The 26,282-nt window shown below is 55.7% G+C and carries 23 protein-coding genes; 17 read left to right on the top strand and 6 right to left on the bottom strand.

The window, feature by feature from the left end; all coding sequences use genetic code 11:
• Positions 1-77: 77 nt before the first annotated feature.
• Together LJ360_RS01345 and LJ360_RS01340 are read right to left on the bottom strand one after the other, a co-directional pair.
• Positions 78-1,298, bottom strand: coding sequence for an acyl-CoA dehydrogenase family protein (locus LJ360_RS01345; protein WP_264995028.1), 1,221 nt, complete (start codon positions 1,296-1,298; stop codon positions 78-80).
• Between the two features lie 81 nt (positions 1,299-1,379).
• Positions 1,380-2,417, bottom strand: a complete 1,038-nt coding sequence (locus LJ360_RS01340) for a phosphotransferase family protein (protein WP_264995027.1) — start codon at positions 2,415-2,417, stop codon at positions 1,380-1,382.
• 313 nt (positions 2,418-2,730) lie between these two features.
• Here LJ360_RS01340 and LJ360_RS01335 point away from each other — a divergent pair, with 313 nt between their 5' ends.
• From LJ360_RS01335 to LJ360_RS01290, 10 genes are all read left to right on the top strand, one after another.
• On the top strand, positions 2,731-4,266 hold the full coding sequence (locus tag LJ360_RS01335) for a class I adenylate-forming enzyme family protein (protein WP_264995026.1): 1,536 nt from the start codon (positions 2,731-2,733) through the stop codon (positions 4,264-4,266).
• 20 nt (positions 4,267-4,286) lie between these two features.
• Positions 4,287-5,459: an iron-containing alcohol dehydrogenase gene (locus LJ360_RS01330; protein ID WP_264995025.1), complete on the top strand. Its 1,173-nt coding sequence runs from the start codon at positions 4,287-4,289 to the stop codon at positions 5,457-5,459.
• Between the two features lie 84 nt (positions 5,460-5,543).
• Positions 5,544-6,782: an ABC transporter substrate-binding protein gene (locus tag LJ360_RS01325; protein WP_264995024.1), complete on the top strand. Its 1,239-nt coding sequence runs from the start codon at positions 5,544-5,546 to the stop codon at positions 6,780-6,782.
• Positions 6,783-6,905: 123 nt separating this feature from the next.
• Positions 6,906-7,775, top strand: coding sequence for a branched-chain amino acid ABC transporter permease (locus LJ360_RS01320; protein ID WP_264995023.1), 870 nt, complete (start codon positions 6,906-6,908; stop codon positions 7,773-7,775).
• Positions 7,776-7,777: 2 nt separating this feature from the next.
• Positions 7,778-8,782 carry a branched-chain amino acid ABC transporter permease gene (locus tag LJ360_RS01315; protein ID WP_264995022.1) on the top strand — a complete coding sequence of 335 codons (1,005 nt, stop codon included), beginning with the start codon at positions 7,778-7,780 and terminating at the stop codon, positions 8,780-8,782.
• The gene (locus tag LJ360_RS01310; RefSeq protein WP_264995021.1) at positions 8,769-9,542 is read left to right on the top strand and encodes an ABC transporter ATP-binding protein; all 774 of its coding nucleotides are present in this window, start codon (positions 8,769-8,771) and stop codon (positions 9,540-9,542) included. The genes LJ360_RS01315 and LJ360_RS01310 overlap by 14 nt, the downstream gene beginning before the upstream one ends.
• Entirely contained in the window at positions 9,529-10,233 is a 705-nt protein-coding gene (locus LJ360_RS01305) for an ABC transporter ATP-binding protein (protein ID WP_264995020.1), read from the top strand. Before LJ360_RS01310 ends, LJ360_RS01305 begins: the two co-directional genes overlap by 14 nt.
• A 223-nt stretch (positions 10,234-10,456) precedes the next feature.
• A complete protein-coding gene (locus tag LJ360_RS01300; RefSeq protein WP_264995019.1) occupies positions 10,457-11,524 on the top strand; it encodes a BtrH N-terminal domain-containing protein in 1,068 nt (355 codons plus the stop codon).
• 26 nt (positions 11,525-11,550) lie between these two features.
• Positions 11,551-11,979, top strand: a complete 429-nt coding sequence (locus tag LJ360_RS01295; protein WP_091848966.1) for a PaaI family thioesterase — start codon at positions 11,551-11,553, stop codon at positions 11,977-11,979.
• A 310-nt stretch (positions 11,980-12,289) separates the two neighbouring features.
• Positions 12,290-12,601: a GIY-YIG nuclease family protein gene (locus tag LJ360_RS01290; RefSeq protein ID WP_264995018.1), complete on the top strand. Its 312-nt coding sequence runs from the start codon at positions 12,290-12,292 to the stop codon at positions 12,599-12,601.
• Between the two features lie 296 nt (positions 12,602-12,897).
• Here LJ360_RS01290 and LJ360_RS01285 read toward each other — a convergent pair whose 3' ends face one another.
• Together LJ360_RS01285 and LJ360_RS01280 are read right to left on the bottom strand one after the other, a co-directional pair.
• Positions 12,898-13,938, bottom strand: coding sequence for a phosphotransferase family protein (locus LJ360_RS01285; protein WP_264995017.1), 1,041 nt, complete (start codon positions 13,936-13,938; stop codon positions 12,898-12,900).
• A 15-nt stretch (positions 13,939-13,953) separates the two neighbouring features.
• Entirely contained in the window at positions 13,954-15,132 is a 1,179-nt protein-coding gene (locus LJ360_RS01280) for an acyl-CoA dehydrogenase family protein (RefSeq protein WP_264995016.1), read from the bottom strand.
• A 162-nt stretch (positions 15,133-15,294) separates the two neighbouring features.
• Between LJ360_RS01280 and LJ360_RS01275 the strand changes: the two genes are divergently transcribed.
• From LJ360_RS01275 to LJ360_RS01260, 4 genes are all read left to right on the top strand, one after another.
• A complete protein-coding gene (locus LJ360_RS01275) occupies positions 15,295-16,233 on the top strand; it encodes an NAD(P)H-dependent flavin oxidoreductase (protein ID WP_264995015.1) in 939 nt (312 codons plus the stop codon).
• A 284-nt stretch (positions 16,234-16,517) separates the two neighbouring features.
• Positions 16,518-17,669 carry a C4-dicarboxylate TRAP transporter substrate-binding protein gene (locus LJ360_RS01270; protein WP_264995014.1) on the top strand — a complete coding sequence of 384 codons (1,152 nt, stop codon included), beginning with the start codon at positions 16,518-16,520 and terminating at the stop codon, positions 17,667-17,669.
• A gap of 38 nt (positions 17,670-17,707) precedes the next feature.
• On the top strand, positions 17,708-19,264 hold the full coding sequence (locus LJ360_RS01265; RefSeq protein WP_264995013.1) for a long-chain-fatty-acid--CoA ligase: 1,557 nt from the start codon (positions 17,708-17,710) through the stop codon (positions 19,262-19,264).
• A gap of 39 nt (positions 19,265-19,303) precedes the next feature.
• Positions 19,304-20,461, top strand: a complete 1,158-nt coding sequence (locus LJ360_RS01260; protein ID WP_264995012.1) for a C4-dicarboxylate TRAP transporter substrate-binding protein — start codon at positions 19,304-19,306, stop codon at positions 20,459-20,461.
• Between the two features lie 65 nt (positions 20,462-20,526).
• Here LJ360_RS01260 and LJ360_RS01255 read toward each other — a convergent pair whose 3' ends face one another.
• Together LJ360_RS01255 and LJ360_RS01250 are read right to left on the bottom strand one after the other, a co-directional pair.
• Positions 20,527-22,146: a class I adenylate-forming enzyme family protein gene (locus LJ360_RS01255; RefSeq protein ID WP_264995011.1), complete on the bottom strand. Its 1,620-nt coding sequence runs from the start codon at positions 22,144-22,146 to the stop codon at positions 20,527-20,529.
• 75 nt (positions 22,147-22,221) lie between these two features.
• Positions 22,222-23,382: a C4-dicarboxylate TRAP transporter substrate-binding protein gene (locus LJ360_RS01250; RefSeq protein WP_264995010.1), complete on the bottom strand. Its 1,161-nt coding sequence runs from the start codon at positions 23,380-23,382 to the stop codon at positions 22,222-22,224.
• 254 nt (positions 23,383-23,636) lie between these two features.
• On the opposite strand from LJ360_RS01250, the gene LJ360_RS01245 reads away from it, so the two are divergent.
• The 3 genes from LJ360_RS01245 to LJ360_RS01235 all read left to right on the top strand — a co-directional run bounded on the left by LJ360_RS01245 (position 23,637) and on the right by LJ360_RS01235 (position 26,243).
• Positions 23,637-25,274, top strand: a complete 1,638-nt coding sequence (locus tag LJ360_RS01245; RefSeq protein ID WP_091851485.1) for a long-chain-fatty-acid--CoA ligase — start codon at positions 23,637-23,639, stop codon at positions 25,272-25,274.
• An 82-nt stretch (positions 25,275-25,356) separates the two neighbouring features.
• On the top strand, positions 25,357-25,812 hold the full coding sequence (locus LJ360_RS01240) for a MaoC family dehydratase N-terminal domain-containing protein (protein ID WP_264995009.1): 456 nt from the start codon (positions 25,357-25,359) through the stop codon (positions 25,810-25,812).
• 5 nt (positions 25,813-25,817) lie between these two features.
• Positions 25,818-26,243 carry a MaoC family dehydratase gene (locus LJ360_RS01235; protein WP_264995008.1) on the top strand — a complete coding sequence of 142 codons (426 nt, stop codon included), beginning with the start codon at positions 25,818-25,820 and terminating at the stop codon, positions 26,241-26,243.
• Positions 26,244-26,282 lie beyond the last annotated feature (39 nt).

The raw sequence follows: 26,282 nt of genomic DNA, 5'->3' as shown, positions 1-26,282 counted from the left end.
GCTATGCTGAAGCCAATAAGAGTGACCTTGTAAGTTGAGGGTTTTTCCACAAGGTCACTCCTGAGCTCTTTGCTGCTTTAGCTCGACTGACTATATTCCTTGATCTTGAGCTTCGCCAATTGAGACATATGAACCTCATCAGGGCCATCGGCGAGGCGCAAGTACCTGTTTATGGTAAGGAAGTGTGCAATTGGAGTGTCGTCACTTACGCCCATGCCACCATGGGCTTGTATTGCACGGTCAGCTACCGTCTGGGCCATCTGCGGGGCCACGATCTTGATTGCAGCAATCAGGTCGCGGGCCGCAACATTCCCGTACTTATCCATATGGGACGCTGCCTTAAGCGTAAGCAGGCGTGCCTGCTCAATATCGCAGAATGACTTCGCAATATCCTGCCGGATACTACTTTGACTGGACAACTTCTGGCCGAAGGCAACACGACTTTCTACACGCCGCGCCATGATCTCTAAAGATCGCTGGGCCTGACCTATGGACCGCATACAATGGTGAATTCGTCCCGGCCCAAGACGCCCCTGAGCGATCTCAAACCCGCAACCCTCACCGAGAATGAGATTAGATTTAGGCACACGCACATTCTCAAGCCGAAGCTCTGCTTCACCGCCAGGCGAATTGTGATTGCTAAAAACCGGCTGATTACGGACTATAGTAATGCCAGGGGTATCACGAGGAATGATAATTGTCGACTGCTGGCGATGTCGCTGTTCATCTGGGTCCGTCTTCCCCATCAGGATCAATAACTTGCAACGGGGATCCATGATGCCGGTTATCCACCATTTACGACCATTGATAACGTATTCATCACCATCGGCACGAATTTCTGTTTCAACATTAGTGGCATCAGAAGAAGCTACTTGCGGTTCCGTCATCAGGTAAGCAGAACGGATTTCCCCGTTCAGCAGCGGTTTTAGCCAAGCCTCCTGCTGCTCAGGAGTTCCATACTTGGCCAACACTTCCATATTTCCCGTATCAGGTGCAGAGCAGTTGAAAACCTCAGGTGCCCAGGGAACCCGGCCCATAATCTCTGCCAATGGCGCATATTCCAGGTTAGTCAGGCCGGGACTAAACTCGCCGTATTCCTCCGGGAGAAACAGATTCCACAAGCCTTGATCCTTTGCCTTCTGTTTGAGTTCATCCAGTCCTGGCCAGTATTTCCAAAGATTCTCATGGTTGTTCACCCATTCATGGTATTCCTTTTCGAAGGGGTAAATATGCTCATCCATGAACAGTTCAAGTTTAGCCATCAATTCCTGCACTTTATGCGAATGTTCAAAATCCATTATCATTCTCTCTTTTGTTTTTAGTACAGTTGCTGCTAGCCCAGGTTGATTGGACCTACCGCAACCCCGTGAATGAAATGTTTAACGAATCCAGTTTAAAGCTCGCTCGAAAAGGCTAATGGTGCTGGCATGCAGCAGATCACCACTTTCTTTAGTAGCCTTACCAGCGCACGCTCGGGCGTGCGTTCCTTCAAGAATAATACCGAGCTTGTAGCAGGCCAGCACCGCGTACCAATCAATGGCCTCAACGCTGCGCTTAGAGTGATTACGGTAGTGTTCAACGAGCTCGCTGCCGGAAGGAAAGCCCTCCCAGGGGTCCACCGTGAGAGTTTTGACCGTGGACACCCCATCCTCTGGCCAGGTAGCCAGGAGCCAACCCAGGTCCAACAATGGATCACCAACAGTCGTCAATTCCCAGTCCACTATGGCAGCAAGCTCTGGACCACCAAACTGGTACATAACATTTCCCAGATGATAGTCGCCATGGATGATTCCTGGCTCGAAAGAAGCGGGAACGTGTTTTTCCAGCCAGTCCGCAACCTTTTTGACTCCGGGAATTCTTTCTGGCCCTGGCCAACCGGCCAGGTCATGGTAGCTCTCCAACTGGGACTTCCAGCGTTCGACTTGGCGGCCAAGGTAATTGTCCAAATTGCCAAAACCATCAAGCCCCACAGACAGGTAATCTACCGAACCAAGCGCGGTTATCCCTTCTACCAAGTTAAGTCCCATCTGGTAGCGAACCGAGGGAACACCCGCATGCAGTTCAGGAAGTTCAATAGTGGGGGTAAAGCCTTCAACGGGCTCCATCAAGTAGAAGGACACGCCAAGAACGCTTTCATCCGGGCACCCAAGAATCAGGCGTGGGTGTGGAACTGAAGTCCCCGACAGTGCTCCAAGCATGCGCATCTCACGCCGCATGGTCTCATTGGAATTTTTCCGGGGGTGGACTGGTGGACGACGCAGGACAAAGTGTCGACCGTCTCGCTCAAATTTCAGGACTACATTCTGCGTCCCCCCACCCAAAAACTCTGAATTCTCGATCTTACCTGACCCGAAACCCTCACTTTTCATCCAGTTTGAGAGTTTCTCGAGGTCAATCGCAGCCCTCCATTCTTCCACGATCCCTCCCAACACAATTTATTTTGCGAGCGAATTATTAGTATCGTTTGACGCTAGCAGAAACCTAAAGACATATGATCGTCGAAAGCGACGAAACTTCTAACATGCTAATCAGCATTGATAAGGAGAGGAATTTGGGCGAACGGAGAAATCGTCGTTTCCGACGATACAAAGCCACAGGCTCAGCATCTAGGTTTAACCTAGGTGGGGCATAGGTCACAAAATCAGAGGCCCGAAAATTAGATCAACACAATAAGGACTGACAAGGGTCAGGGGCTTCGACAAATTCCAATAACAATGAAGAGAGGCACAAATGTCCTTGCTAGTCATGCACTACGGTCTTGAATTATTCTCCCGTCGCTATCCTGAAAAAAAAGCGATTCAGTTCCAGTCCCAAAACCTGAGCTTTAGAGAACTGAACTCTCGGGCAAACAAAGTTGCTAACTATCTGTCATCACTCGGTCTCAGCAAAGGGGACCGGGTAGCGGCTTTCCTGGACAACTGCATACAATATCCCGAGATCATTTACGGATGCTCAAAAGCTGGCCTGGTTATTGTCCCTATCAATTTTCGCCTGACTCCAGCTGAAGCGTTGGCACTGGTGAAGCATTCTTCATCAAAGATCCTTTTTATTAGTAACCGACTAGAAAATACCTTGAAGGATACCTATCAGTCTTTTGAAGAAACACTGAAGCATGGAATTATCAACGTCGATGGTAACAGCCCGAAATCTGGCCAATATGAACAATTAATCAATGGTCAAGCCGAATCCAACCCAGATCTGGACGTTTCGGAGAAGGACCTCTTCTGCATCGGATATACGTCCGGAACCACCGGTGTACCTAAAGGTGCGAAAATATCGCACCGATCCAGAGCGCTGCTTTTGTTAGCTGCAGCGGTCGAATATGGCCTGACTGAAGAAGACGTCAATCTCACCCCAGGTGCCATCTATCATGCAGCCCCAATAATATTTATGCTGCTAGCGGTTAACATTGGCGGAACAAGCATAATAATGGAATCTTTTGATCCTGAGGAAATGCTCCGCTTAATAGAAAAGAATAAAGCTACCAATGCATTTGTCGCACCGACAATGCTTCAATTCATTCACCAACTGCCCGAAGAGACTAAAAATAAATACCAACTAGGCAGCATGAAGTGCCTGATTTCTGCAGGTGCACCACTTTCCACGAACGCCAAGACAGAAACTGCCAACCTTTTCGGCGGAAATGTGCTGCATGAATTCTACGGATCTACAGAAGCCGGATGGAATGCCAATCTAAGACCTCGGGACCAGATAAGAAAGCCCCGATCCTGTGGGCAGGCTGTGATGGGCTGGGAAATCAAGCTACTGGGCGAAGATGGCAGCGAGATCAGAAATCCGGAAGAAGTCGGAGAAATCTTTGTTCGTGGTGACTACATGTTCGATGGTTACCTGGACAACCCCGAAGCGACTGCCGCTGCTTTTCGCGATGACTGGTTTTCTGCAGGAGACCTGGGGCTTTTTGATGAGGATGGATACCTCTACATCGTCGGGCGCAAGAAAGACATGATTATAAGTGGGGGCGCGAATGTATATCCTGAAGAGATCGAGGACTGTCTCCATGCCTGTCCCGGGGTCTCTGATGTCGCAGTTATCGGTATAGCCGATGAAACATGGGGGGAAATAGTAACTGCTGTTGTTCAGGCTAGTCCCGGAGAACAGTTAAGCGAAGATGATATCGCAAAATTCTGCGAGGGGCGTATAGCTAGCTACAAAAAGCCAAGGCAGGTTCACTTCATTGATCAAATTCCTCGAAATCCTTCAGGGAAAATAATGAAAAATGAACTACGTGAGATTTATTCGAAATAAATCCAGAACCGGAGAAATCTATGAACGGTGGCCTGTACAACTACATCTCGCAGGACAGAGTTATATGGGGAACGCCGGCGGGCACCGCCATTCTTGAAGAAGCAGCACGCCGGAATAGCGAAAAACTTTTCATAATCGCAAGCAAGACTCTGAACCGTAAAACTTCTGTCATTTCTGATATTAAAGCCGTTCTTGGCGATAAGTTAGTAGGAACGTTTGACGAGTGCCAAGAACACGCACCGCGAGATACCATCATAGCTGCAGCCAATGCTGTCCGGGCAAGCAACCCAGACCTGATTATCTCAATTGGAGGTGGCACGGTCATTGACACCACCAAGGTTGTTCTCGTTGCACTGGCTGAAAACGTGACGACCGCTGACGGCCTTGACGGCTTACATCTGAGCATCAACCCGGACGGATCGCGCAGAACTCCAGCCATTTCTGCACCACCCATTCGCCAAATAGCAGTGCCTACAACTCTTTCGGGTGCGGAATACTCATGCCTCGGCGGCTCGTCAGACCCGAAACGGAAAATCAAGGATGGGTTCTATGGATCAGAGATTTGCCCGGCTGCTGTGATCATTGATCCTGCAGTGACCCTCCCTACGCCTGAGTGGCTGTGGCTATCGACCGGCATCCGAGCAATAGACCATGCGATTGAATCAATTTGTTCTCCAGGGGCAGTACCACTGGTGGATGCCTGCGCCCTGCACTCACTTTCCTTACTAAGCGAGGCTCTTGGAGACTACCACAATAACCCCGAAGACCTCGGGGCCAGACAAAAGGCATTACAGGGAGCCTGGCTGGCAAGCCAAGGGATACTCAGGGTCGATTATGGGGCCAGCCACGGGATTGGCCACAGCCTCGGCGCAGTAACTCAATTGAGTCATGGCTACACCTCCTGCGTCCTTCTACCTGCCGTGCTTCGGTGGAACCGTGAAGACCCACAGAACAATGTCCGCCAGCGCCTGATTGCTGAACGAATGGGACGTGAGGACGGAGACGCTGCTCAAGCAGTTGAGAATCTGATTTCCTCTCTTGGACTCCCAACCAGACTTAGAGATGTCAATGTAAGTAAAAATGACTTTGCCCAGGTGGCAAAGGGTGCAATGGGAAATATTTGGGTTAACACCAATCCACGCCCAATAACGTCAGAGGAAGACGTGATGGAAATATTACTACAAGCGTACTGATAGAGCAGCCCAAAATAGCTTCCGGCGAGATGGGACCCCCCCCTTAAACCGAAGGCAGGCATAAAACAATAAAGGTGAATCGTCATGAAGATAATCAAGAGAAAATTCCGCACACTAATCCTATCCTCCTTACTTTCGGCTGGAGTTGCAGGCAGCGCTACCTTAGGAGCCGAAGAGCTTGCCCAGGGTATAACTGATAATGAAATTCTGGTTGGTCACCTTGGTCCACAGACAGGACCGGTAGCCACCTATGATAAAATTCGAATGGGCATAGAGTCCTATTTCAAATATATCAACGAAAACGGAGGGGTACATGATCGTCAATTAAGGCTTGTCGCTTATGACGATCAATATCAGCCCGGCCGAACTGTCCAGTTAACCAAGCGCCTTGTCGAGGAAGATCAGGTCTTCGCGATGCTGGCCAACGTCTGCACACCATGTAACGTCGCGACGCGTGCACGTAACGAACGATCGGGTATCCCGATGATAATGACTAGCTCGGGTTCTCGCCAGTTCGTTGACCCGCCCATCCCAAACTATATGGGTTCAAGTGTCGCCAACTACGAGTTCGAAGCCAGAGTGTTGACGGATTACGCCGTCAATCAACTGGACGCCAAACGTATTGCTATTGCCTACCAGAACGATGACTATGGCAGCCCACTAGCTGAAGCTGCGGCTGAAGCTTTAAAACAGTTCGACGATGTGGAATTGGTACAAGAGGTTAACTTTCAGTCCTCAGATTCCGATCTTAGTACACAAGCTCAACGAGTTCGCCAGTCTAACCCTGATGCCATAATTACTTTCTCAGTACCCGCGCCAGCTGCTCAGTTCAAGAAGGCCCTTCACAACGTTGGCGTAACGGAACCTCACTTCCTGGTTTCCTCGGTGGGAGGTGACTCAGAAACTCTTTTCAATCTGGCAGGAGAAGATGTATGGAATGGCACAATTTCCAGCGCAGTAATCCCGAAGCCAGATCAAGGCAGTGATGAGAGTATCGACCGATATGTAGAGCGGTTCAGTGCGGACTTCCCGGATGAGCCAGTGTCTGACTGGGGGCAGACTGGCTGGGCAACTGCTGAGGTGTTTGTTGAAGCACTCAAAAGGACTGACTCTCTAACCTGGGATTCGTTCCTGGATACTTTCTATTCATTCAACAACTGGCAGGGCTCGATGTACGCGGGGGTGACATTTTCTGAAGATAATCACTATGGTCTGACGTCAATGTTTATCACAGAAGCTAGAGACGGAAAGATCATTCCAACTTCAGAACCGATAACCTTTGATCCGGCCTCTGGTGAGATCACTTACGGTGCAGGCAATTAATTAAGCACTCATTCTGACCGGCTCCCGATCGAGGTAAGGATTACTTAATCACCGTTAGTGCGGTCCTAATCGCGAGCCGGTCAGCTCGTAAATAAACAAACCCTGAGCCATGGGAGCTTAATTGTGGAACAAATCGTTATCAGCGGCCTGATCTTCGGCTGCGTATACGGTCTGGCAGCCTTGGGGCTGGTCCTGATATTCCGGACAACTGGCCTGGTTAATTTCGCTCACGGCGAGATGGCAATGGTGACGACATTTGTCGCTTTTACATTCCTGAGTACTTTTGAATTACCTTTCTTCGTCTCGTTCCTCCTAGCTATCCTATTTGCAGCATTATTTGGTGTTTTAATCTATTTAGTATTAATACGCCATGTGGGAGATGCCTCACACCTTAACCAACTCGTATTGACACTTGGGATTTTCCTAGCAGTCCACGGTGGTGCTGGCCTAATATGGGGCCATACCCCCACGAGCTTTCCGCGTGCACTTGACGGCAGCTCCATACAACTTGGACCAATCTTCATCTCTCCAAACGAATTGTTCGTGCTGGTTGTAACATTTATTCTGGCAATGGCACTTTTCGCTCTGTTTCGGTTTACACAAGTTGGCCTTGCCATGAGGGCGTCTTCTCAGGACCTGACTGCCGCCAGGTTAATGGGCATTAATGTGAATTTCGTATTCATGGTTACGTGGGCATCCGGGAGTGTTTTGGGGGGCATCGCAGGATTATTAACAGCACCCTTCACATTCCTTGGCGTTTCAATGATGTTCAATGTTTTAATTATGGCTTTTGCAGCGGCCGTACTTGCAGGATTTTTGAGCCTGCCAGGTGCCGTTATTGGCGGGCTTATCATTGGCATATTTGGCAACCTGGTTAGTTATTATTGGGCACCTGAAATGGCGCTGGTATGCACCTTTGTGTTGATTATTGTCGTGCTATACATTCGTCCTCAGGGCATTTTCAGCGCACCCGAAGCTATAAAAAAGGTTTAGCCATGAAAGATAGCATTATGAATAGACGTACCCTGGTTGTTATATTTGCCGTCTTCTTATTAGCATATCCATTTTTGGTTGGTCAGTCCTCTTATTTCATGAGCCTGGTAGCCATGACTGCCATATATGCGATCGCGGCAATGTCCCTGAACCTTCTCACAGGCTACGGGGGCCAAATTTCTGTCGGTCAGGGCGGGTTCCTTATGCTAGGCACTTATACAGCTGCGGTGCTCTCCGCCAAACTGAATATGCCAATCTGGATAACTATCCCCGCTGCCGGAGTGGTGGCTGGCTTGGTTAGCCTGGTTATTGGCCTCCCTGCTGTCAGACTGAAAGGGCACTTCCTCGCAGTTGCCACTCTGGGATTCGGACTTTCGATACCTGAGATCGCTCTTAACTGGAAATCTGTCACTGCTGGTTATTCAGGGTTGCCAATGATGCGTCCTGAGGCCGTGTCCAGCGACCTCGCATTCTTCTATGTCATTCTAGTGGTAACAATGGTTATCACCTGGATTTTACTGAACATCGCAAACAGTCGCTTGGGACGAGCCTTTTTGGCGATTCGAGACAGTGAGATCGCTGCCGCAGCTACCGGAATTAATGTCGCCGGCTATAAAACCATCATGTTCATGATTGCCGCCTTTTTTACAGGTATCGGCGGGGGACTGTATGCGTACTGGATTGAATATGTTAGCCCAAACGATTTCACAATCATGACCTCCTTCTTTCTTCTGGCGATGATTGTTGTCGGTGGCCTAGCCTCAATATGGGGAGCAATCGTTGGTGCTATTTTGTTCACAGTTATACCTCACTTTGCAGACTCTTACGTTGGTGTAACCAACCTTATTATTGGGGTCGCGGTTATTTTGATAATACTGTTCCGCCCATCCGGACTCATCTCGATTGGCGAGCTTTTCGGACGAAACCTCAAAACTAAAGAGCTGGAATCAGCACCAGTTAAACCCGAGCAAAAACAGTCCAGTGAGGCAACCGATGCTAAATTTTAACGAACTTACTGTGCGGTTCGCGGGACTTACTGCCGTTTCCCGTCTATCACTGAATATTCCAGAAGGTAAAATCTACTCGATCATCGGTCCGAATGGCGCAGGGAAAACGACCGTATTCAATTGCATTAGCAGGTTCTATACACCAACAGAGGGAACAATAGAGTTTGAAGGTTTTGATCTTTCCCGCCTTAAGCCTCATCAAATTATCGGACTCGGGATTGCTAGAAGCTTCCAGAATGTGGAACTATTTTCTAAAATGTCGGTGATTGACAACTTACTCACGGGGTTACACTCAACGCTTGACCATAATATTATCAGCATCTCTCTGAAACTCCCCTCCATTAGGAAGACTGAAGCAAACGCCCGTAAAAAAGCAGAAGAAGTACTAGATATGTTTGGCCTCACCCAATTCGCCGATGAAAAGGTAGAGAATCTACCATACGGCTATCAGAAAATGGTTGATATCGGCCGAGCGATCATGGTCAATCCTAAACTAATACTCTTGGATGAACCTGTGGCAGGTATGAACTCTGCGGAAACTGAAAAATTATGCGAACTAATCCTTCACCTCAGGGATAAAATGGGCATTACAGTACTTTTAATTGAACATGACATGTCACTGGTAATGAAAGTTTCCGACCACATCAGTGTTATGAACTTCGGTGAAAAGATTGCAGAAGGTACGCCCACCGAGATTCAGCAGAATCCTGCAGTAATAGAGGCGTATCTCGGGGAGGTTGAAGCCGATGCTCAAGCTTAATAATATCCATTTGAACTATAACCATATCCAGGCACTGAGGGGAGTTTCACTGGAAGTGCCTGACGGCAAGGTAGTATCTCTGCTAGGCGCTAATGGCGCTGGTAAATCGAGTACACTAAAAATCATTTCCGGCCTTCTGCCCCCGACTCGGGGGAGCATAGAACTTAACGGCCACGCAATACAGGGAAAATCCTGTAGCCATATGGTAAAGGCCGGTATCATACACTGCCCTGAGGGGCGCCGGGTTTTCCCTGATTTCACTGTTGAGGAAAACCTTCGCATTGGGGCGTATCGCCGGCCCGCTGATCAAGAGGTCGAAGATGACATGGATCGTGTCTTTACGTACTTTCCAAGGTTAAGAGAGCGTTTACGACAAAAAGCCAGCACATTAAGCGGTGGGGAGCAGCAGATGCTTGCGATTGGCCGCTCCCTGATGGGTAAACCAAAACTTTTGTTACTGGATGAACCGTCTCTGGGTATCGCTCCAAAACTTGTAATGGAAATATTTGATATTCTGAAGGCGATCAATGAAGCAGGAACTTCAATTCTCTTGGTAGAACAGAATGCCCACATGGCGATAAAAATTTCCGATTATTCCTATGTTCTTGAGAACGGCAGGATCGGTCTTGAGGGCGCCTCGCAGGAAATTAAGGACAGCCCTCAACTCAAGGAACTCTACCTCGGTGGTTAAGCCGAGTAACACCTGGCTGAACGTTCCAAGGAAGCCCCGTACCTATTTCTAGACGCTCTAAATCAAAGGCTACTCGCCCAGTCTCGGAATGAATTGGGGGTGGGCATAAACGAGGGCGAGTTATACTTCGCAACTATGAATCCAGCAATGGCTTTTTCTGGCCTAGTGACCGTGAAAGATAACGTGCTTTTGGAAATTATCTCCCATTTTCAGTGATAACTTTATGAGCAAAAGATGCATTAGCCCATACCCCCATCAACTCGGCGGCCACTGCGGCTCAGGTGCCCTGCGGGACCTGCTGCACTGGGCTGACCTCGGCTGGGAAGAGCTGCCTGGCCGGTTGCCGGGTGAAGGTTTGGTCTTCGGCCTGGGGGGCGGCCTGTCGTTCATGTACACCCGCTATCCCGGCCTGACGCCGCCCATGTACCTGGTGGGTCGTAACGCCGATATGGAGCTGGATTTCTGCCAGCGCCTGAACATTGATACCCGCCGTCAGCAAACCGAGGATCCGGATGAGGCGTGGCACTGGGTAAAGGCGGAGATCGACGCTGGCCACCCGGTCATGGTCTGGTGCGATATCGCCGAGCTGCCCTACCTGCGGGTCAGGCTTTCCAATACCCGCCATGATGTGGTCATCATCGGTTATGACGACGACCAAAACACGGTCTTTATCGTGGACAACGATCGGGAAGAGGTGCAGGAAGTCCCCATGAACGCTTTCCGAAGCGCCCATGGCTCCAATGGCTTCCCGGGGCCCAACCACTTTGCGACCTATCCCATGCGTTTTCCGGCCCGATTACCCGACCTGCTGACCTGCGCCCGTGAGGCGGCGGCATCGGCTGCGCGGGTACTTGGTGGCGAAGACGCCCTGTTGTTCGATGTATCGACCCTGCCGAAAGGCAGCCTGGTCGCATCCGGCGTCGAGGGCGTCCAGGCATTCGCCGATGACATCATCACCTGGCCCTACCGCCTGGATCCCGAAGAACTGACCGCTGCCGTGAGAAGCATACCGGTGTTTGTGGAAAAAGCCGGCACTGGTGGCGGCTTCTTCCGCCGGCTGCAAGCCAGCTTCTGCCGGGATGTGGCGCAGGCCACCGGCGAACCTGACTTCGCGACCGCTGCGGACGCCTGCCAGCGCAGCGCCGATGCATGGAGTGCTCTCGGGGAACATGCCCGGGCAGAGCAAATGGACATCCGGGCCGTCAGCGAGGCCGCCCAACAGCTACCTGCCCTGGAACTGGCCATGCAACGGGCACTGGAACAGGCCGGCGAGACCGGACCGGCGAAGTAACCAACCAATCAACAAGGAATCAACCGATGGCAATCCAGGCCAGTGCTGACGAGCTACAGGCATTCATGAGCGGCGAATTTCCCCAGGCCACCATCACCGTGGAAAGCGTGGATGAAAGCGAAGCCTGGGTGCGCCAGCCAGTGGATGAATCCCACCTGCGCCCCGGCGGCACCGTGTCCGGCCCCACGATGATGGCAACAGCGGATACCGCCGCCTACGTGGTGGTGCTGTCCCATATCGGCATCGTGCCCCTTGCGGTCACCAGCAACCTGAACATCAACTTCCTGCGCAAACCGGAATCCGGCAAGGCCCTGCTGGCAAAGGGCACCCTGCTCCATCTGGGCCGCCGCTCTGTGCTTACCGAGGTGAACATCTACTCCGAAGGCCACCTGGAGAAGCCCGTCGCCCATGCTGTAGTGACCTACGCGATTCCTTCCTCCCACAAAACCACCTGAAAGGGTGCCGCCATGCCCTCAGGGCTTGGTGTAGAGAGCTGGAAAATGGCACCGCGGAATATGTGTGATCTTGCGGCGTTTCAGACGCCGGGCATATAGCCTATTCTTCCGATCACCAGCCGGCTCTTTGATTTCCGTTCGCCCTTCGACAAGCTCAGGGTGAACGGAGCCCGGAACAAAGGGGGCCGAAACGAGATTCGTACTACCAAACCTCGCTCGCCCTGAGCCTGTCGAAGGGAGCCTGTCGAAGGGAGCCTGTCGAAGGGAGCCTGTCGAAGGGCCTTTAACAAGGAAAACCAACGAGGAGTTCATGACGTTCTGGGTCTACATTCTTCAGTGTGCAGACAACAGCTACTACACTGGCCACACTGATAATCTCGATCAACGTATTGAGCAACACAAGTGCCGCACTTTCGCCACCTGCTATACCGCCAGCCGACTGCCCGTTAAGTTGGTGTTCAGCCAGCCATTCCCTACCCGGGCAGAGGCCGTGACGTCTGAACGGCAGATAAAGGGCTGGAGCCGGAAAAAGAAAGAAGCAATGATCGCTGGTGACTGGGATAGGGTCTCGGCGCTGGCGAGAAGCACCCTTCGACAAGCTCAGGGTGAACGATACCGGTGATACCGAGCAGAGTAATGCAGGAGCGACCAGCTACAGGACACCCGCCCCTGCTTGCCCTGCGCCTGGAACAACGGGGGGCAATGCGAGGTTCGCACTCCCAAGCCCCGTTCGCCCTGAGCTTGTCGAAGGGAGCTTGTCAAAGGGAGCTTGTCGAAGGGCGCCTGACTACGGCTGAGCGGGAGAGGAGGGTGGCAGTACCTGGCGGAAACACCCTTCGTCAAGCTCAGGGTGACCGGAACCTGTACCAGGAGGGGGGGTATAACCCTGAAGCTACAGGTTTCGGGTCATCGCCCGGATCAGCGCACCCACCCAAGAGCCCGCTCAAACAGCGCCACGGTGCTAGCATGTAGCTGGTCACCGGTGGCCTTCGGCGCCTTCCCTGCGCAGGCTCGGGCGTGGGTTCCCTCCAGGATAATGCCGAGCTTGTAACAGGCCAGTACCGCATACCACTCGATACTGGACGTATCGCGATGGGTCCGGGAGCGGTAATGCTCCACGAGTTCCCCGGCCGCCGGGAATCCTTCCCAGGGTTGCACACGGAAACCTTCGATGGTGTCGTCGGCCGGTGTCTCCCCGGGCCAGGTGGCCAGCAGCCAGCCCAGGTCCAGCAGCGGGTCACCGATGGTGGTCAGCTCCCAGTCCACAATGGCCGCCAGTTCGCCGCTGTCGTGACGGTACATGACGTTACCAAGGTGATAGTCGCCGTGGATGATACCCGGCTCAAACGACGAAGGCCGGTGACGTTCCAGCCAGCCAGCGACCGTCTCCACACCGGGAATTGCCTGCGGACCGGACCAGCCGGGGAAGTCCCCGTAACTCTGAAGCTGCTGGCGCCACCGATTCACCTGGCGCTCAAGGTAGTTTTCCGGCTTGCCGAATCCGGCAAGGCCGACAGCTTCGTAATCCACCGCCCCCAGGGCTGTGATGCCTTCCACCAGCGACAGCCCCATGCGGTGGCGAACGGCGGCATCCGAGGCGTGGAATGCAGGCAGGCCATTCACCGGGGCAAAGCCCTCCACTGGCTCCATCAGATAGAAAGCGGCCCCAAGCACCGTTTCGTCAGGGCAGCCAGCAACCAGGCGGGGATGGGGCACGTCAGACTCCGCCAGCGCCTCGAGCATGCGCATTTCCCGGCGCATGGTTTCATTGGAATTAGCGCGAAGATGAGGCGGCGGCCGCCGAAGCACCAGACTTCGCCCGTTGTAGTCAAAACGCAGGAGAAGGTTCTGGGTACCGCCGCCGAGCAAGTGCGCACCGGTGACCTCGCCGTCGCCAAGCCCCTGTCCGGCCATCCATTTGCCGAGTTTTTCGGTATCGATATATGCCTGCCAGTCCATAGGTATCACCCCCGGTTATTGCGTACGGCCCAGCATGTCGCGGGCAATGACTTCCTTCATGATTTCCGAAGTACCGGCATAGACTGTCTGCACCCGGGAATCCACATAGAACCGGGAGATAGGATATTCGAGGGTATAACCGTAACCGCCAAACAGCTGCATACAGCGATCAATACAGCTGCACTGCATCTCGGTGAGCTGCAGCTTGATGACAGCCGCGTCCACCGCTGTCATTTCACCCGCCAGATAGCGTTGCAGGCACTGGTTGTAATACCCGCGCCCCATATCCAGGTCCGCCCGCACCTGGGCAAGGGTAAACCGGGTATTCTGGAAATCCGCGATGCGCTGGCCAAATGCCCGGCGATCCTGGACGTAGTCCAGGGTCAGTTTCAGAGCACCCTCGATGGCTCCCAGTGCCTGGGCAGCGACGCCCAGACGTTCACGGGGCAATTCCTGCATCAGGTAACCAAACCCTTTGCCTGCCTCACCCAGCAGGGCATCGTCAGGAACGACCAGGTCATCGAAGAAAAGCTCAGCGGTATCGCTGGCATGCTGGCCAATCTTGCGGATCGACTTGCCACGGGCAAAACCCGGCAAGGTGGTGTCGACCAGAAACAGCGACACACCACGAGCCCCGGCGCCCGGATCGGTCTTGGCACAGACGATGACCATGTCTGCGAGGATGCCATTGGTAATAAATACCTTGGCCCCGTTGATCTTCCAGCCCCCATCCACTTTCTGGGCTGAGGTACGCATACCCGCCAGGTCACTGCCGGCACCCGGTTCCGTCATTGCAATCGCGCCCAACACCTCGCCACTTGCCATCCGCGGCAGCCACTGCTGCTTTTGCGCGTCGGTGCCCAGCCGCTCAATGTAGGGAATGACAATATTTGAATGGATGTTGTAGCCACCGGTCAGGCCCCCGAAGCCCTGCCGTGATATTTCCTCAACGATCATCAGGCAGATATCCGGCCCTGCATCAGAGCCGCCATATTCCTCGGGAAGGTCCACGCCAAGCAGGCCGGCCTCGCCCAGTTTGTTCCAAAGTTCCCTGGGAACCTGGTGGGCTTCCTCCCAATCCTCATAAAAGGGCGCCACTTCCTGCTGAAGGATGCGCCGCACCATATCGAGGAACAGGGTGCTGTCTTCACGTTCCATGGCGGAAACTCCGGGGGTAGCCTTTGCAGTGGTCATGGTTGCTGGTCCTTGTCTTTATTATGGGCAAACACTCTTGACCGATTATCTTATTCGTTCTGTCCATCGGAATAACTCGTCAGAATCGACGAATGGCAGGGCCGGCAATCGTGCCACTATGCAGGCGAATGCGTTGAAACAATAAACCTGGAGATTTTCATCATGGCTATTCCCGCTTCCTTCCAGGGCCGGCTCAAAGTTCCGGCCATCGCTGCCCCCATGTTCCTCACATCCGGCCCGGACCTGGTGGTAGAGACCTGCCTCAACGGTGTCGTAGGCACCTTCCCGGCCCTTAACCAGCGCTCTACCGAAGGCTTCGTGGAGTGGCTGGAGGAGATTGAAGGCCGACTTGAAGGCAAGGATGCTGCGCCCTATGGGGTCAACCTGATTGTCCATCGCTCCAATCCCCGGTTGCAGGCCGACCTGGAGCAGGTGGTCAAGTACAAGGTCCCCCTGGTGATTACCTCACTGGGTGCAGTACCGGAAGTGGTGAAAGCGGTGCATTCCTATGGCGGCCTGGTGTTCCATGATGTGATCAACCGTCGCCACGCGGAGAAGGCGGCTGAGGCCGGTGTGGACGGCATTATCGCGGTGTCTGCAGGCGCTGGCGGCCATGCCGGCACCGTGAGCCCGTTTGCGCTGGTACAGGAAATCCGCCAGGTGTTTGACGGCACGGTCATCCTGGCAGGCAGCATCAGTACCGGCGCCCAGATCGCTGCATCACGGCTTATGGGCGCTGACCTCGCCTATCTTGGCACTCGTTTCCTGGCAACAAAAGAGTCAATGGTGCAGGCCGAGTACAAGGCGATGGTTCGCGAAACCCATGCTGCTGATATCGTCTACACGCCCAAGGTCTCCGGTGTTAATGCCAACTTCCTGCGCCCGAGCGTGGAAGCCGCGGGCCTGGAACTCGCCAGCGACGAAGCCCATGGAGGCCTCGATATGGAGAACGAGGCCAAGGCCTGGAAGAACGTCTGGTCCGCAGGCCATGGTGTCGGTGCCATCGAAGATGAGCCGTCCGCAGCGGAGCTGTGCCAGCGCCTGACTGCGGAATACCGGGAAGCCATGAGGCAAGCCTGCAACGATGAGTTCGCTGGCTGATCCCGGTCCATCACCCGGTCGCCCCCTGCAGCGGGGGCGACAGGTGCCCTTGCCTACTGTCACCGTGCCAGCTCCCCCATAGCCTCCCGATGTTCCGCCGTGGCAAAGGTGCACAACTCGTCGGTTCCGACGATAGCTGACTGCTCAGTCGTGACCTAGCTTGTTGGGAGCTGTTTACAACTCAGACAACGACAATAAAAAACAGCACCCAAGCCCACGCTCGACGCTCCATCCCACAACAAAAAGCGGCACCCGGATTGCCGCAATCACCAGGAGATGACCCGATGCGTAAAACCCGACACCTGTCCGCCATGGTTTCAGCCGCGGTACTGACAACCGCCATGCTGGGCCAGGCCCAGGCCACCGAACTGAAGTACGCCACCGGCTACCCGCCCAACTCCATCGGCTCCAAGGCCGCCGACCGTTACGCGGAAGCATTGAAGGAACATTCAGGCGGCACCCTGACCGGCAAGGTTTACCCCCAGACGCTACTCAACTTCATGGAAATGTCCGATGGCCTGCGGGATGGCATGGCGGATGCTGGCGCCGTACTACTGACCTATGCCTCGACCCAGTATCCACGGGTCAACCTGGTGGGTGAGTCGTCGATGCTGCTCGAGTTCACCGACCTGGAACAGCACCGCGCCGGAATGGCGTTCGGGGGTGCCATGGCGGAGTATATGTTCAATCACTGTGAGTCTTGCCTGGATGAATTCACCGAGCAGAACCAGGTATACGCCGGCGCCGGCGCCAGCACCCGGTACATGTTGCTGTGCAATGAACCCGTGACCACCGTCGAGGACCTCAAGGGCAAGCGCCTTCGCCACGGCGGCGCCAACTGGTCACGCTGGGCCGAAGCCATGGAAGCCTCGCCGGTGTCCATGTCAGTGAATGAAATGTATGAGGGCATCAGTCAGGGGGTTCTGGACTGCACCATCCAGTCCACACCGGAACTGACTATTTTCAAGATGATGGAAGTGGTCACCCATATCACCACAGACGTGCCGGGCGGGGTTTACGGCACATCCAGCAACAGTATCAACCGGGACTTCTGGCAGTCGCTGGACAGCAAGCAGCGGGAGGCGGTGATGTACGCCACTGCGGTGACGTCTGCTGACATCACTTGGGCCTATGCGAAGGCCAGCCTGGACAACCTGGAGACTGCCCGCAAACTGGAAGAGATCACCGTTCATACACCTTCAGAGGGTCTCGTCGAAGCCAACCGGAACTTTATCCGGGCTGACCTGGAGCGGATCGCCAGCGCTTACCAGGAACGTTACGGCATTGCTGACGGCGAGAAGATGCTGGCGGAGTTCCGGCCCATCGTCGAGAAGTGGGCCGGCATGGTTGATGACATCGACTCCCCCGAGGCCCTGACCAAGCTCTACTGGGATGAAGTCTACTCAAAGGTCGACGTAGACAAACACGGCTTCTGATCCAGCACTGACAAAAAGAAACAAGGAGACCCGAACACATGTACCTGACGCAACCCCTGCACAAAGCCCTGATCGAGGCGCCGGACAAAACGGCCACTGTCTGCCAGGGCCGCCGCCACACCTACCGGGAATTTGTCTCCCGCATCGCCCGGCTGGCCGCAGGTCTGAAAAAGCTGGGACTGAAAGAAGGCGACCGGGTAGCCATCCTGAGCCTTAACTCGGACCGCTACGCCGAAGCCATCTACGCCACCTTCTGGGCCGGGGGTGTGATCAACCCGGTGAACATCCGCTGGAGCCCGGCGGAGATCATCTATTCCCTGGATGACTGTGAAAGCACGTTTCTGGTTGTGGACGATACCTTCAGTCCCATGATCACCCCGCTGACCGAGGGTTCGAAATCCCTCAACACCGTCATCTACGCCGGCGACAAGGAAACCCCCGCCGGCACCCATAATCTCGAGGACCTGGTCCGAGACAACGACGAAGTGGAAGACACCCTGCGCAGCAAGGACGACCTGGCGGCGGTGATGTACACCGGTGGCACCACCGGCAAACCCAAGGGCGTCATGCTCAGTCACATGAACCTGTTCAGTAACGGACTGGGCTCCCAGGCGGTGGCCAACATGCCGATCCGCTCCGTGACCCTGCATGCGGCCCCCACCTTCCACGTTGCCGGTACCGGCCTGATCCTGCAGGCGGTCGCCCGCCACAGCACCAACGTGATCATTCCCATGTTCGAACCCAAGGCGGTCCTGGAGGCCATTCAGAACGAGGGCGTGATCGAGACCTTCCTGGTGCCCACCATGCTGAGGATGGTGCTTGCCCATCCGGAGTTCAGCAACTATGACCTCAGCGGCCTGCAGCACATGATGTACGGCGCCTCCCCCATGGACAGCACCCTGCTCAACAAGGCCCGCCAGGCCATGCCCAGAGCCGGCTTTCTGCAGGCCTACGGCATGACCGAACTGTCTCCGACGGTGACCATCCTCACCAAGGACTGGCATACCGATGAGGGGTTTGAAAGCGGCAAGATGATGTCCGCCGGCCGGCCCCTGCCCATGGTGGAAATCCGCATCGTGGATGGCGAGGACAATACAGTACCCAATGGCACCCGGGGTGAGATCGTCGCCCGAGGTCCGGTGGTCATGCAGGGTTACTGGAACAAGCCTGAGCAGACCGCCCAGGCCCTGCGTAACGGCTGGATGCATACCGGCGATGCCGGCTACATGGATGACGACGGCTTTGTCTATGTGGTTGACCGCATCAAGGACATGATTGTCACCGGTGGCGAGAACGTCTATTCCGCCGAGGTGGAGGAAGCCCTGCTGCAGATGCCCCAGGTGGCCCAGTGTGCGGTCATTGGCGTGCCGGACGAAGACTGGGGCGAGCGGGTCCACGCCACGGTGGTGGTGAACGACGACGCCGAGCTGACCCTGGATGAAGTCATGGCCCACTGCAAGACCCTGATCGCCAACTACAAGATCCCCCGCAGCCTGGAAATCCGTAACGAACTGCCCCTGTCTCCGGCGGGCAAGCTGCTCAAGTACAAGCTGAGGGAAGAGCACTGGTCCGACCGGGACCGCAAGGTGAGCTGAGCCACCAGACAATACAAAAACAATCAACAGGAGTACCCCATGACTTACCTGAAAACCCCTCTTGCCGGTTTTATCGCCGGTGCCGCGCTGACCGGTATGCTGGCCGCCGGCAACGTGGAAGCCCGCGAGCTGAGCTTTGCCTCCGGCGCCACTCCCAACTCCATCGGTTCCAAGAGTATCGAGGTCTTCGCCAATGCGATTACCGAGCGCAGCGGCGGTGACCTGACGGTCAAACCCTATATGCAGTCCCTGCTGAGCTTTATGGAAACCCCTCCGGGCCTGCGGGACGGCATGGCGGACTTCGGCGCGGTACTGACACCCTATTTCCAGACCGAATTCCCCAGCACCATCATGCTCACAGAGCTGACCATGCTGCTTGAACTGGATGACATCTCCGCCCGGGAAGCCACCTTCGCCTTCGGCGGCGCCATATCGGAGTACGTGTTCAACGATTGCCCCGAGTGCCTGGATGAGTACACCAACAGTAACCAGGTGTTCCTGGGCATCTCGGGCAGCACGCCCTATACGCTGATCTGCAACAAGCCTGTCGTTACCAGGGAGGATATCGAAGGCAAGCGTATCCGCATTGGTGGCCCCCAGTGGGCCCGCTGGGCTCAGGCCATGGGCGCGTCACCGGTTTCAATGGCAGTCAACGAGGTCTATGAAGGGCTAGGCCAGGGCGTACTGGACTGCACCGCCCACAACCTGCCGGACCTGACCAACTTCAACTTCATTGAAGTGACCAGCGACATCACGCTCGGTGTGCCGGGAGGCATCTTCGGGGGCATTGCCACCCATATGAATGCCGACGCCTGGAAAGGCCTGTCAGCAGAGAACCGTGAGGCCGTGCTCTACGGTTCGGCTGCGATTATCGCTGAACTGGCCCGCCTGTACGTAAAGGAACACGACGAAAACCGGCAGCTGATTGAAGACAAGGAAGACATTACCGTGCACGAGGCTGGCAGTGAACTGAAAGCGGCTACCCGCCAGTTCATTGAGCAGGATGCCGAAACCATCGCCACCCGCTACCAGGAAAACCATGGCCTTGAGCGCTCAGGCGAGATGATCGCCGAATTCAGGAAAAGCCTGAATCGCTGGGTCGACCTGGTACAGGACGTGGAAACCGGCGAAGAGCTGCAGCAGCTTTACTGGGATGAAGTCTTCTCGAAGGTGGATGTAAACCAGTACGGCATGTAAAGGGACCGTGAAGCAGCAACAAAAGGGCCGGGAGGCGACTCCCGGCCCTTTTTTATGCGGACGTTTTACGCCGACCGCAATTCTTTCTTAAGGATCTTGCCCACCGGATTTCGGGGAATGGCGTCAATCAGCTTCATCTTTTCGGGAAGCTTGTAGACACTCATCCCCTGCTCCTTCAGGTAGTCATTGATTTCTTCCAGGGTCGGCGGGTTATCCTCATCCACAGGCACCACGCAGATGCAGACCCGCTCCCCCATGATGTCGTCCGGCTGGGGTATCACGGCCACGTCCTGCACCTTGTCGAAGCCCAGCACCGCGTTCTCTACCTCCACGCTGGAAATATTGAAGCCGCCGCGGATCACCATGTCTTTCTTTCGGTCGTAGAAGCCTACGTGGTTGGCGTCCTGCACGATGAACAGGTCACCGGTACGGAAGAAGCCGTCGTCAGTAAATGAACGCTCGGTGATATCCGGGCGCTGGAAGTATCCGGCAAACAACCCGGGGCTGCGATAGCACAGCTCACCAATGCCGCCCGGCTCGGTAATTTCCTCATCCTGGTCGCCGAGGATCTTCACCTCGACGCCATAGATGCCGGAAGGCCACTCGACGCCCTTCTTGCCCCACCAGGGCAGGTGGTCCACCCGCATGTCCAGGTCAGGCACATCAGCCGGGCCGGCCACCAGGCTGGTGCCCTCGTTCTGGCCCCAGATATTGACGATGTCGATATCCCAGCGACGCTTGAACTCCTGCATGGACCAGGCAGAGGGCGGCGCTGAACCGGTAGTGATCGTCCGCACGCTGGACAGGTCCAGCTGGTCCACGTTGGGCAGCTTGGCGATCATATTCAGCATTGCCGGCACCAGGATGGTGTACTGGATACGCTCTTCGGTCAGCTGGCGCAGCAGGATCTCCGGCGTAATGGGATGGTGCAGCACCAGGGTCCCCGCCGCCGCCAGCCAGGGTACGTAGTTCACCCCCACCGCAGTCATATTCACCAGGGGCGCCACACACAGGATGCGGTCGCCCTTTTGCAGGCCACAGGTGGTGAATACCAGGCTGATCAGGTACTCCCAGTTGTTATGGCTCATGGGGCAGCCCTTGGGGTCTGCCTCGGTGCCGGAAGTCCAGCACAGCGTAAAGATGTCGTTGGCGTCTACCGGCACTTCAGGTACCTGGCCGGGCTTGGTGCGGGCAATATCGGTCAGCTCTTTAAGGCCGATGTAATGGTCGAAACCCAGCTCCTGGCCCAGGGCCTGGTAGTCAAAGCCGTGGAAGCTCTCGGCCGAGGCATAGAACCGGGCCCCGGTCATGTCTTTCACATAACCCACATCCTTGCGTCGCCATTGCATGGGCAGAGCGGAAAGCAAGCCGCCGGCCTTTGCCGCAGCCAGGTACAGCATGGCCAGCTCCCATACGTTGGGCAGCTGAGCCACCAGTACGTCGTCCTTGCCAAATCCGCGACGCGACAGTTCTGCGGCCGTGGCATCCACCGCCTCGCCAAACTCGGCCCAGGTAAGGCGCTGGGCGGGCGTGCCCACCAACTCGTCCCTGTTCGGGGGATCCACAACTGCCTCGCGGTCCGGGTGGGCGACGCAGTTGGCGGCAAAGCGTTCCAGCAGGGTTTTATCGCCCCAGTATCCCTTGCCGATGTATTCCTCGATCAGTTCAGGTTTGTGCAGGATCATGATTCAACGCTCCTGTTTCTGGCAACCTGGATCAAGCCAGCCAGGCTGCCAGTGTTTCTTGTTGTTGTCGTATGGTTACTGCCCGTATCGGGTTACATCCACTTTGGAGAAGACTTCCTCCCAGTACAGATCGGCCAGTGCCTCACCACTGTCGACACCATCCACCAGCGACACCCACTTTTCCAGGATCGGCTTGAAGGTCCCGATCATCTCGCTGGCATTACTGATGTCGTATTTATCCGCGTAGGTGGCGGCCATGGCATCCAGGTCCTGCTGGATAAACTCACGGGTCCGGGCCTTCATGTCATCACTGGCTTCGTGTATCTCGATCCTGTCCAGGTCGTCCGCAGTCTTCATGTTCTTCTGGGCGGCCTCGGCATAGCCCCAGCTCAGCTCCGCCGAGAGCACCGCAGAAGCATGCAGCACCGCGCGCCTTTCGTCTGCGCCCAGGCTACTCCAGGTGTCCTTGTTAACGGTGTTGGCCACACCGGCAAACACGCCACCCGGCGCCCCGGTCGTCAGGTCTGACACCACCTCCATCAGCTTCACGATGGTCAGCTCTGGCGCAGAGTGGACAGAACAGTCCACCACACCCTGGCTAAGGGCCTCGTAGGTTTCATGCTGGGGCACGGATACCGGGGAAGCTCCCATGCTCTCCACCCAGCGGGACCACTGGGCACCGCCAATCCGCATGCGCTTGCCCTGCAGCTCCTCCATGGTACGAACCGGCTTGTTACACAGCAGGAAATAGGGGGACGTGCCGCCCCCACCAATGAACACCTGGTTCTGGGCATCAAACTCGTCGGTACATTCCGGGCAGTGGTTGAAAAGGTACTCGGACATGGCCCCGGCATAGGCCAGGCCAGCGGTTTCCGCCGGCGCACCGGTCAGCTCCAGCAGCATGGAGATTTCCGCTGCCAGGTTGGTGCTCGGAAACTCCGCCGGGAAATACGGCGTCAACACCAGGCCACTGTCTGCAAGCCCGTCACGTACACCAGAGGGGGTCTCCGAGAAGCTAAGCAGGGACTGGGGATAGACCTTTGCGGTCAGTTCGCCGCCGGAGTACTCGTCAAGCGCCTCAGCAAAGGCATCACCCGCTACGGCGCCGATGGACTGGGCCGCATAGCCCGTGGCGTATCGAATTGAGCGGGCGTCTGCCGCGGTGGCCATCAATGTTCCGGCGATAGCCAGGGGCAGGGCAAGGCGGGTAAGTCGGGGTATGGTCAGATAACGCATTACAGCTCCTTTGTGCACCAGCTCCGGGTGCGCTTATTGTTGTGGACTTGCTGTCGGGAAATGGCCAGGCGATTCCAGCCATCATCCAGCGTAATAATCCCCCCGGGGAAGGGCCTCGTCCGTTCCGACGAGTTCAAGGGGGGACCAGCGCCCCAAATCGTCGAATCAGACGAGGTCGCTGTTTTCACGTTGCGAGACACTGATGCTCACATCCTGCGACAACCACAACAACTTCAGGAACTCAGGAGAGCTCCATGCAAGCACTGATGCAAGACAAGCCCCTGCTCATTTCATCACTGATCGAGCACGCAGCGACCTTCCACCCGGAAACCGAGATCGTCACCAAGACCGTGGAAGGTCCGATGCACCGCACCAACTACCGGGAACTGCGCAATCGCTCCAAGCAAATGGCCAACGCCCTCAAGACCCTGGGCGTGGATTTTCAGGACCGGGTAGGCACACTGGCCTGGAACACCTACCGCCACTATGAACTCTACTTCGGTGTTTCCGGCAGCGGTGCCATCCTGCATACGGTTAACCCGCGCCTGTTTCCGGAACAGCTGACCTATATCATCAACCACGCCGAAGACAAGGTGCTGTTCTTCGACATCACCTTTGCCGACATGGTAAAGCAGCTGGCGCCGCAGCTGGAGACGGTAGAGGCCTTCGTGGCCATGACGGACCGGGAGCACATGCCGGACATCGACCTGCCCAACCTCTATTGCTATGAAGAGCTGATGGAAGCGGCCAGCGACGACTACGAATGGCCGGAGTTCGACGAGCGTACGGCTTCATCCCTGTGCTACACCTCCGGTACCACCGGCAACCCCAAAGGGGTTCTCTACGGACATCGCTCCACCGTTCTGCACTCCCTGATGCAGGTCGCACCGGACGCCTTTGAAATCAGCAGCCGGACCACGATGTTGCTGATCGTGCCCATGTTCCATGCCAACGCCTGGGGCGTGCCCTATTCCGCACCCATGGTCGGTGCCAAGATGGTCCTGCCCGGCCAGCACCTGGACGGCGCGAGCGTCTATCAGTTGATGAAGGAAGAAAATGTCACCTTCTCCATGGCGGTGCCCACGGTCTGGCTGATGCTGTTCCAGTACCTGGATTCCACCCAGGGGGCCAGCCTGGATAACCTGAGCCTGACCGGCGTGGGTGTGGGCGGCTCCGCACCCCCGATTGCCATGATCGAACGTTTCCGCAAGTCCGGTATCGACATGGTTCAGGGCTGGGGCATGACCGAGACCAGTCCGCTGGGCGTTATCAACAAACCGCTGCCCAAGCATGACAGCCTCAGCGATGAGGACATGGCGAAACTCAAGACCAAGGCCGGCCGTGGCATCTGGGGCGTGGAAATCAAGATTGTCAATGATGATGGCGAACGCCTGCCCTGGGATGGCAAGACCTCCGGTCACTTCTATGTGAAAGGCCCGTGGATTGCCAGCGGCTACTTCCGCCAGGAAGGGGGCAGCAAACTGGACAGCGAGGGCTTCTTCCCCACTGGCGATATCGGCACCATCGACCCGGACGGTTTCCTGCAACTGGTGGACCGTTCCAAGGACGTGATCAAGTCCGGCGGGGAGTGGATATCCTCCATCGAGCTGGAAAACGCCGCTGTATCCCATCCGGAGGTGGCAGAAGCCGCGGTTATCGGTATCGCCCATCCCAAGTGGCAGGAGCGGCCCCTGCTGATTGCAGTGCTCAAGGATAACGCCACCATCGGCAAGGACGAGCTGATGTCCTTCCTTGAGGAACACGTGGCCAAGTGGTGGCTGCCAGATGACATCCTGTTTGTAGACGAACTGCCCCATACCGCCACCGGCAAGCTGCTCAAGACCAAGCTCCGGGAAGAGTACGGCGACTTCAAACCGGTCACCACCGGCTGAGCCCATACCCCGCCAGCCTCAGGGCTGGCGGGGTTTTCACAGGGCTCTCCGTGCACGTTACTTCCCACGCAAGGTACTTCCCATGATCGACCCGAGCTTTATCGGATTCCGGTTGCCGGTCCATACCCAACTGGTTGAGGCCGGCCGACTGCGCTTCTTTGCCAGGGCCATTGGCGAGACCAATCCGGTTTACCTGGAGGAAGACGCTGCAAGGGCGGCTGGCTGGCGGTCGCTACCGGTACCTCCCACCTTCCTGTTCTGCCTGGACATGGAGCGGGATAATCCCTACGACTACATGGACACGCTGGGTATCGAACTGGGCAAAGTGCTGCACGGTGAGCAACACTTCAGTTACCACCAGGTGGCCTGTGCTGGCGACCGGTTGACCTTTGACTCCCGGATTACCGACATCTATCAGAAAAAGGCCGGTGCCATGGAGTTCGTGGTGCGGGAGACCGCCGTTTTCCGGGAAACCGGCAACCAGGAACCGGACAAGCTCGCCGACCTTCGTTCCATCATCATTATCCGTCACAGGTAAGACCCATGCGCCCTGATGTCGACACCAATGCCATCAAGGTGGGGGACGAGATTCCCCCCCTGTCCACGCCACCCATTTCGCGACTGACCCTGGCGCTATATGCCGGCGCTTCCGGCGACCATAACCCCATTCACGTGGACCTGGACTTCGCCCGTTATCATGGCATGGATGATGTCTTTGCCCATGGCATGCTGGCCTCCGCCTACCTGGGCCGCATGCTCACCAACTGGCTGCCCCAGGACGCCCTGGTCAGTTTCGGCATGCGCTTTGTGGCAATATCACACGTTCACGATGAGCTGAGCTGCAGCGGGCGCATCACGGAACGCTTCGAGGAAGCCGGCGAACAGAGGGCACGGCTGGAACTCAGCGTCGTCAATCAGCACGGCGAAACCAAAGTGGTTGGTGATGCCGTAGTCCGCCTGGATCCATAACGCCATTCTGCTACCGACCTACAAATACCGGAGATTTAC

Origin of the sequence: Marinobacter sp. AN1 (assembly GCF_026013985.1) — a bacterium.
Taxonomy (GTDB): Bacteria; Pseudomonadota; Gammaproteobacteria; order Pseudomonadales; family Oleiphilaceae; genus Marinobacter; species Marinobacter segnicrescens.
This window is presented reverse-complemented; position numbering and strand designations above follow the sequence as displayed.

Bases quoted from the DNA above. Each gene is read 5' to 3' on its own strand.
- LJ360_RS01275 (WP_264995015.1), top strand. From the start codon at position 15,295: ATGGCTATTCCCGCTTCCTTCCAGGGCCGGCTCAAAGTTCCGGCCATC.
- LJ360_RS01345 (WP_264995028.1), bottom strand. From the start codon at position 1,298: ATGGATTTTGAACATTCGCATAAAGTGCAGGAATTGATGGCTAAACTT.
- LJ360_RS01265 (WP_264995013.1), top strand. From the start codon at position 17,708: ATGTACCTGACGCAACCCCTGCACAAAGCCCTGATCGAGGCGCCGGAC.
- LJ360_RS01330 (WP_264995025.1), top strand. From the start codon at position 4,287: ATGAACGGTGGCCTGTACAACTACATCTCGCAGGACAGAGTTATATGG.
- LJ360_RS01235 (WP_264995008.1), top strand. From the start codon at position 25,818: ATGCGCCCTGATGTCGACACCAATGCCATCAAGGTGGGGGACGAGATT.
- LJ360_RS01305 (WP_264995020.1), top strand. From the start codon at position 9,529: ATGCTCAAGCTTAATAATATCCATTTGAACTATAACCATATCCAGGCA.
- LJ360_RS01250 (WP_264995010.1), bottom strand. From the start codon at position 23,382: ATGCGTTATCTGACCATACCCCGACTTACCCGCCTTGCCCTGCCCCTG.
- LJ360_RS01290 (WP_264995018.1), top strand. From the start codon at position 12,290: ATGACGTTCTGGGTCTACATTCTTCAGTGTGCAGACAACAGCTACTAC.
- LJ360_RS01270 (WP_264995014.1), top strand. From the start codon at position 16,518: ATGCGTAAAACCCGACACCTGTCCGCCATGGTTTCAGCCGCGGTACTG.
- LJ360_RS01310 (WP_264995021.1), top strand. From the start codon at position 8,769: ATGCTAAATTTTAACGAACTTACTGTGCGGTTCGCGGGACTTACTGCC.
- LJ360_RS01240 (WP_264995009.1), top strand. From the start codon at position 25,357: ATGATCGACCCGAGCTTTATCGGATTCCGGTTGCCGGTCCATACCCAA.
- LJ360_RS01260 (WP_264995012.1), top strand. From the start codon at position 19,304: ATGACTTACCTGAAAACCCCTCTTGCCGGTTTTATCGCCGGTGCCGCG.
- LJ360_RS01325 (WP_264995024.1), top strand. From the start codon at position 5,544: ATGAAGATAATCAAGAGAAAATTCCGCACACTAATCCTATCCTCCTTA.
- LJ360_RS01300 (WP_264995019.1), top strand. From the start codon at position 10,457: ATGAGCAAAAGATGCATTAGCCCATACCCCCATCAACTCGGCGGCCAC.
- LJ360_RS01295 (WP_091848966.1), top strand. From the start codon at position 11,551: ATGGCAATCCAGGCCAGTGCTGACGAGCTACAGGCATTCATGAGCGGC.
- LJ360_RS01245 (WP_091851485.1), top strand. From the start codon at position 23,637: ATGCAAGCACTGATGCAAGACAAGCCCCTGCTCATTTCATCACTGATC.
- LJ360_RS01280 (WP_264995016.1), bottom strand. From the start codon at position 15,132: ATGACCACTGCAAAGGCTACCCCCGGAGTTTCCGCCATGGAACGTGAA.
- LJ360_RS01315 (WP_264995022.1), top strand. From the start codon at position 7,778: ATGAAAGATAGCATTATGAATAGACGTACCCTGGTTGTTATATTTGCC.
- LJ360_RS01255 (WP_264995011.1), bottom strand. From the start codon at position 22,146: ATGATCCTGCACAAACCTGAACTGATCGAGGAATACATCGGCAAGGGA.
- LJ360_RS01285 (WP_264995017.1), bottom strand. From the start codon at position 13,938: ATGGACTGGCAGGCATATATCGATACCGAAAAACTCGGCAAATGGATG.
- LJ360_RS01335 (WP_264995026.1), top strand. From the start codon at position 2,731: ATGTCCTTGCTAGTCATGCACTACGGTCTTGAATTATTCTCCCGTCGC.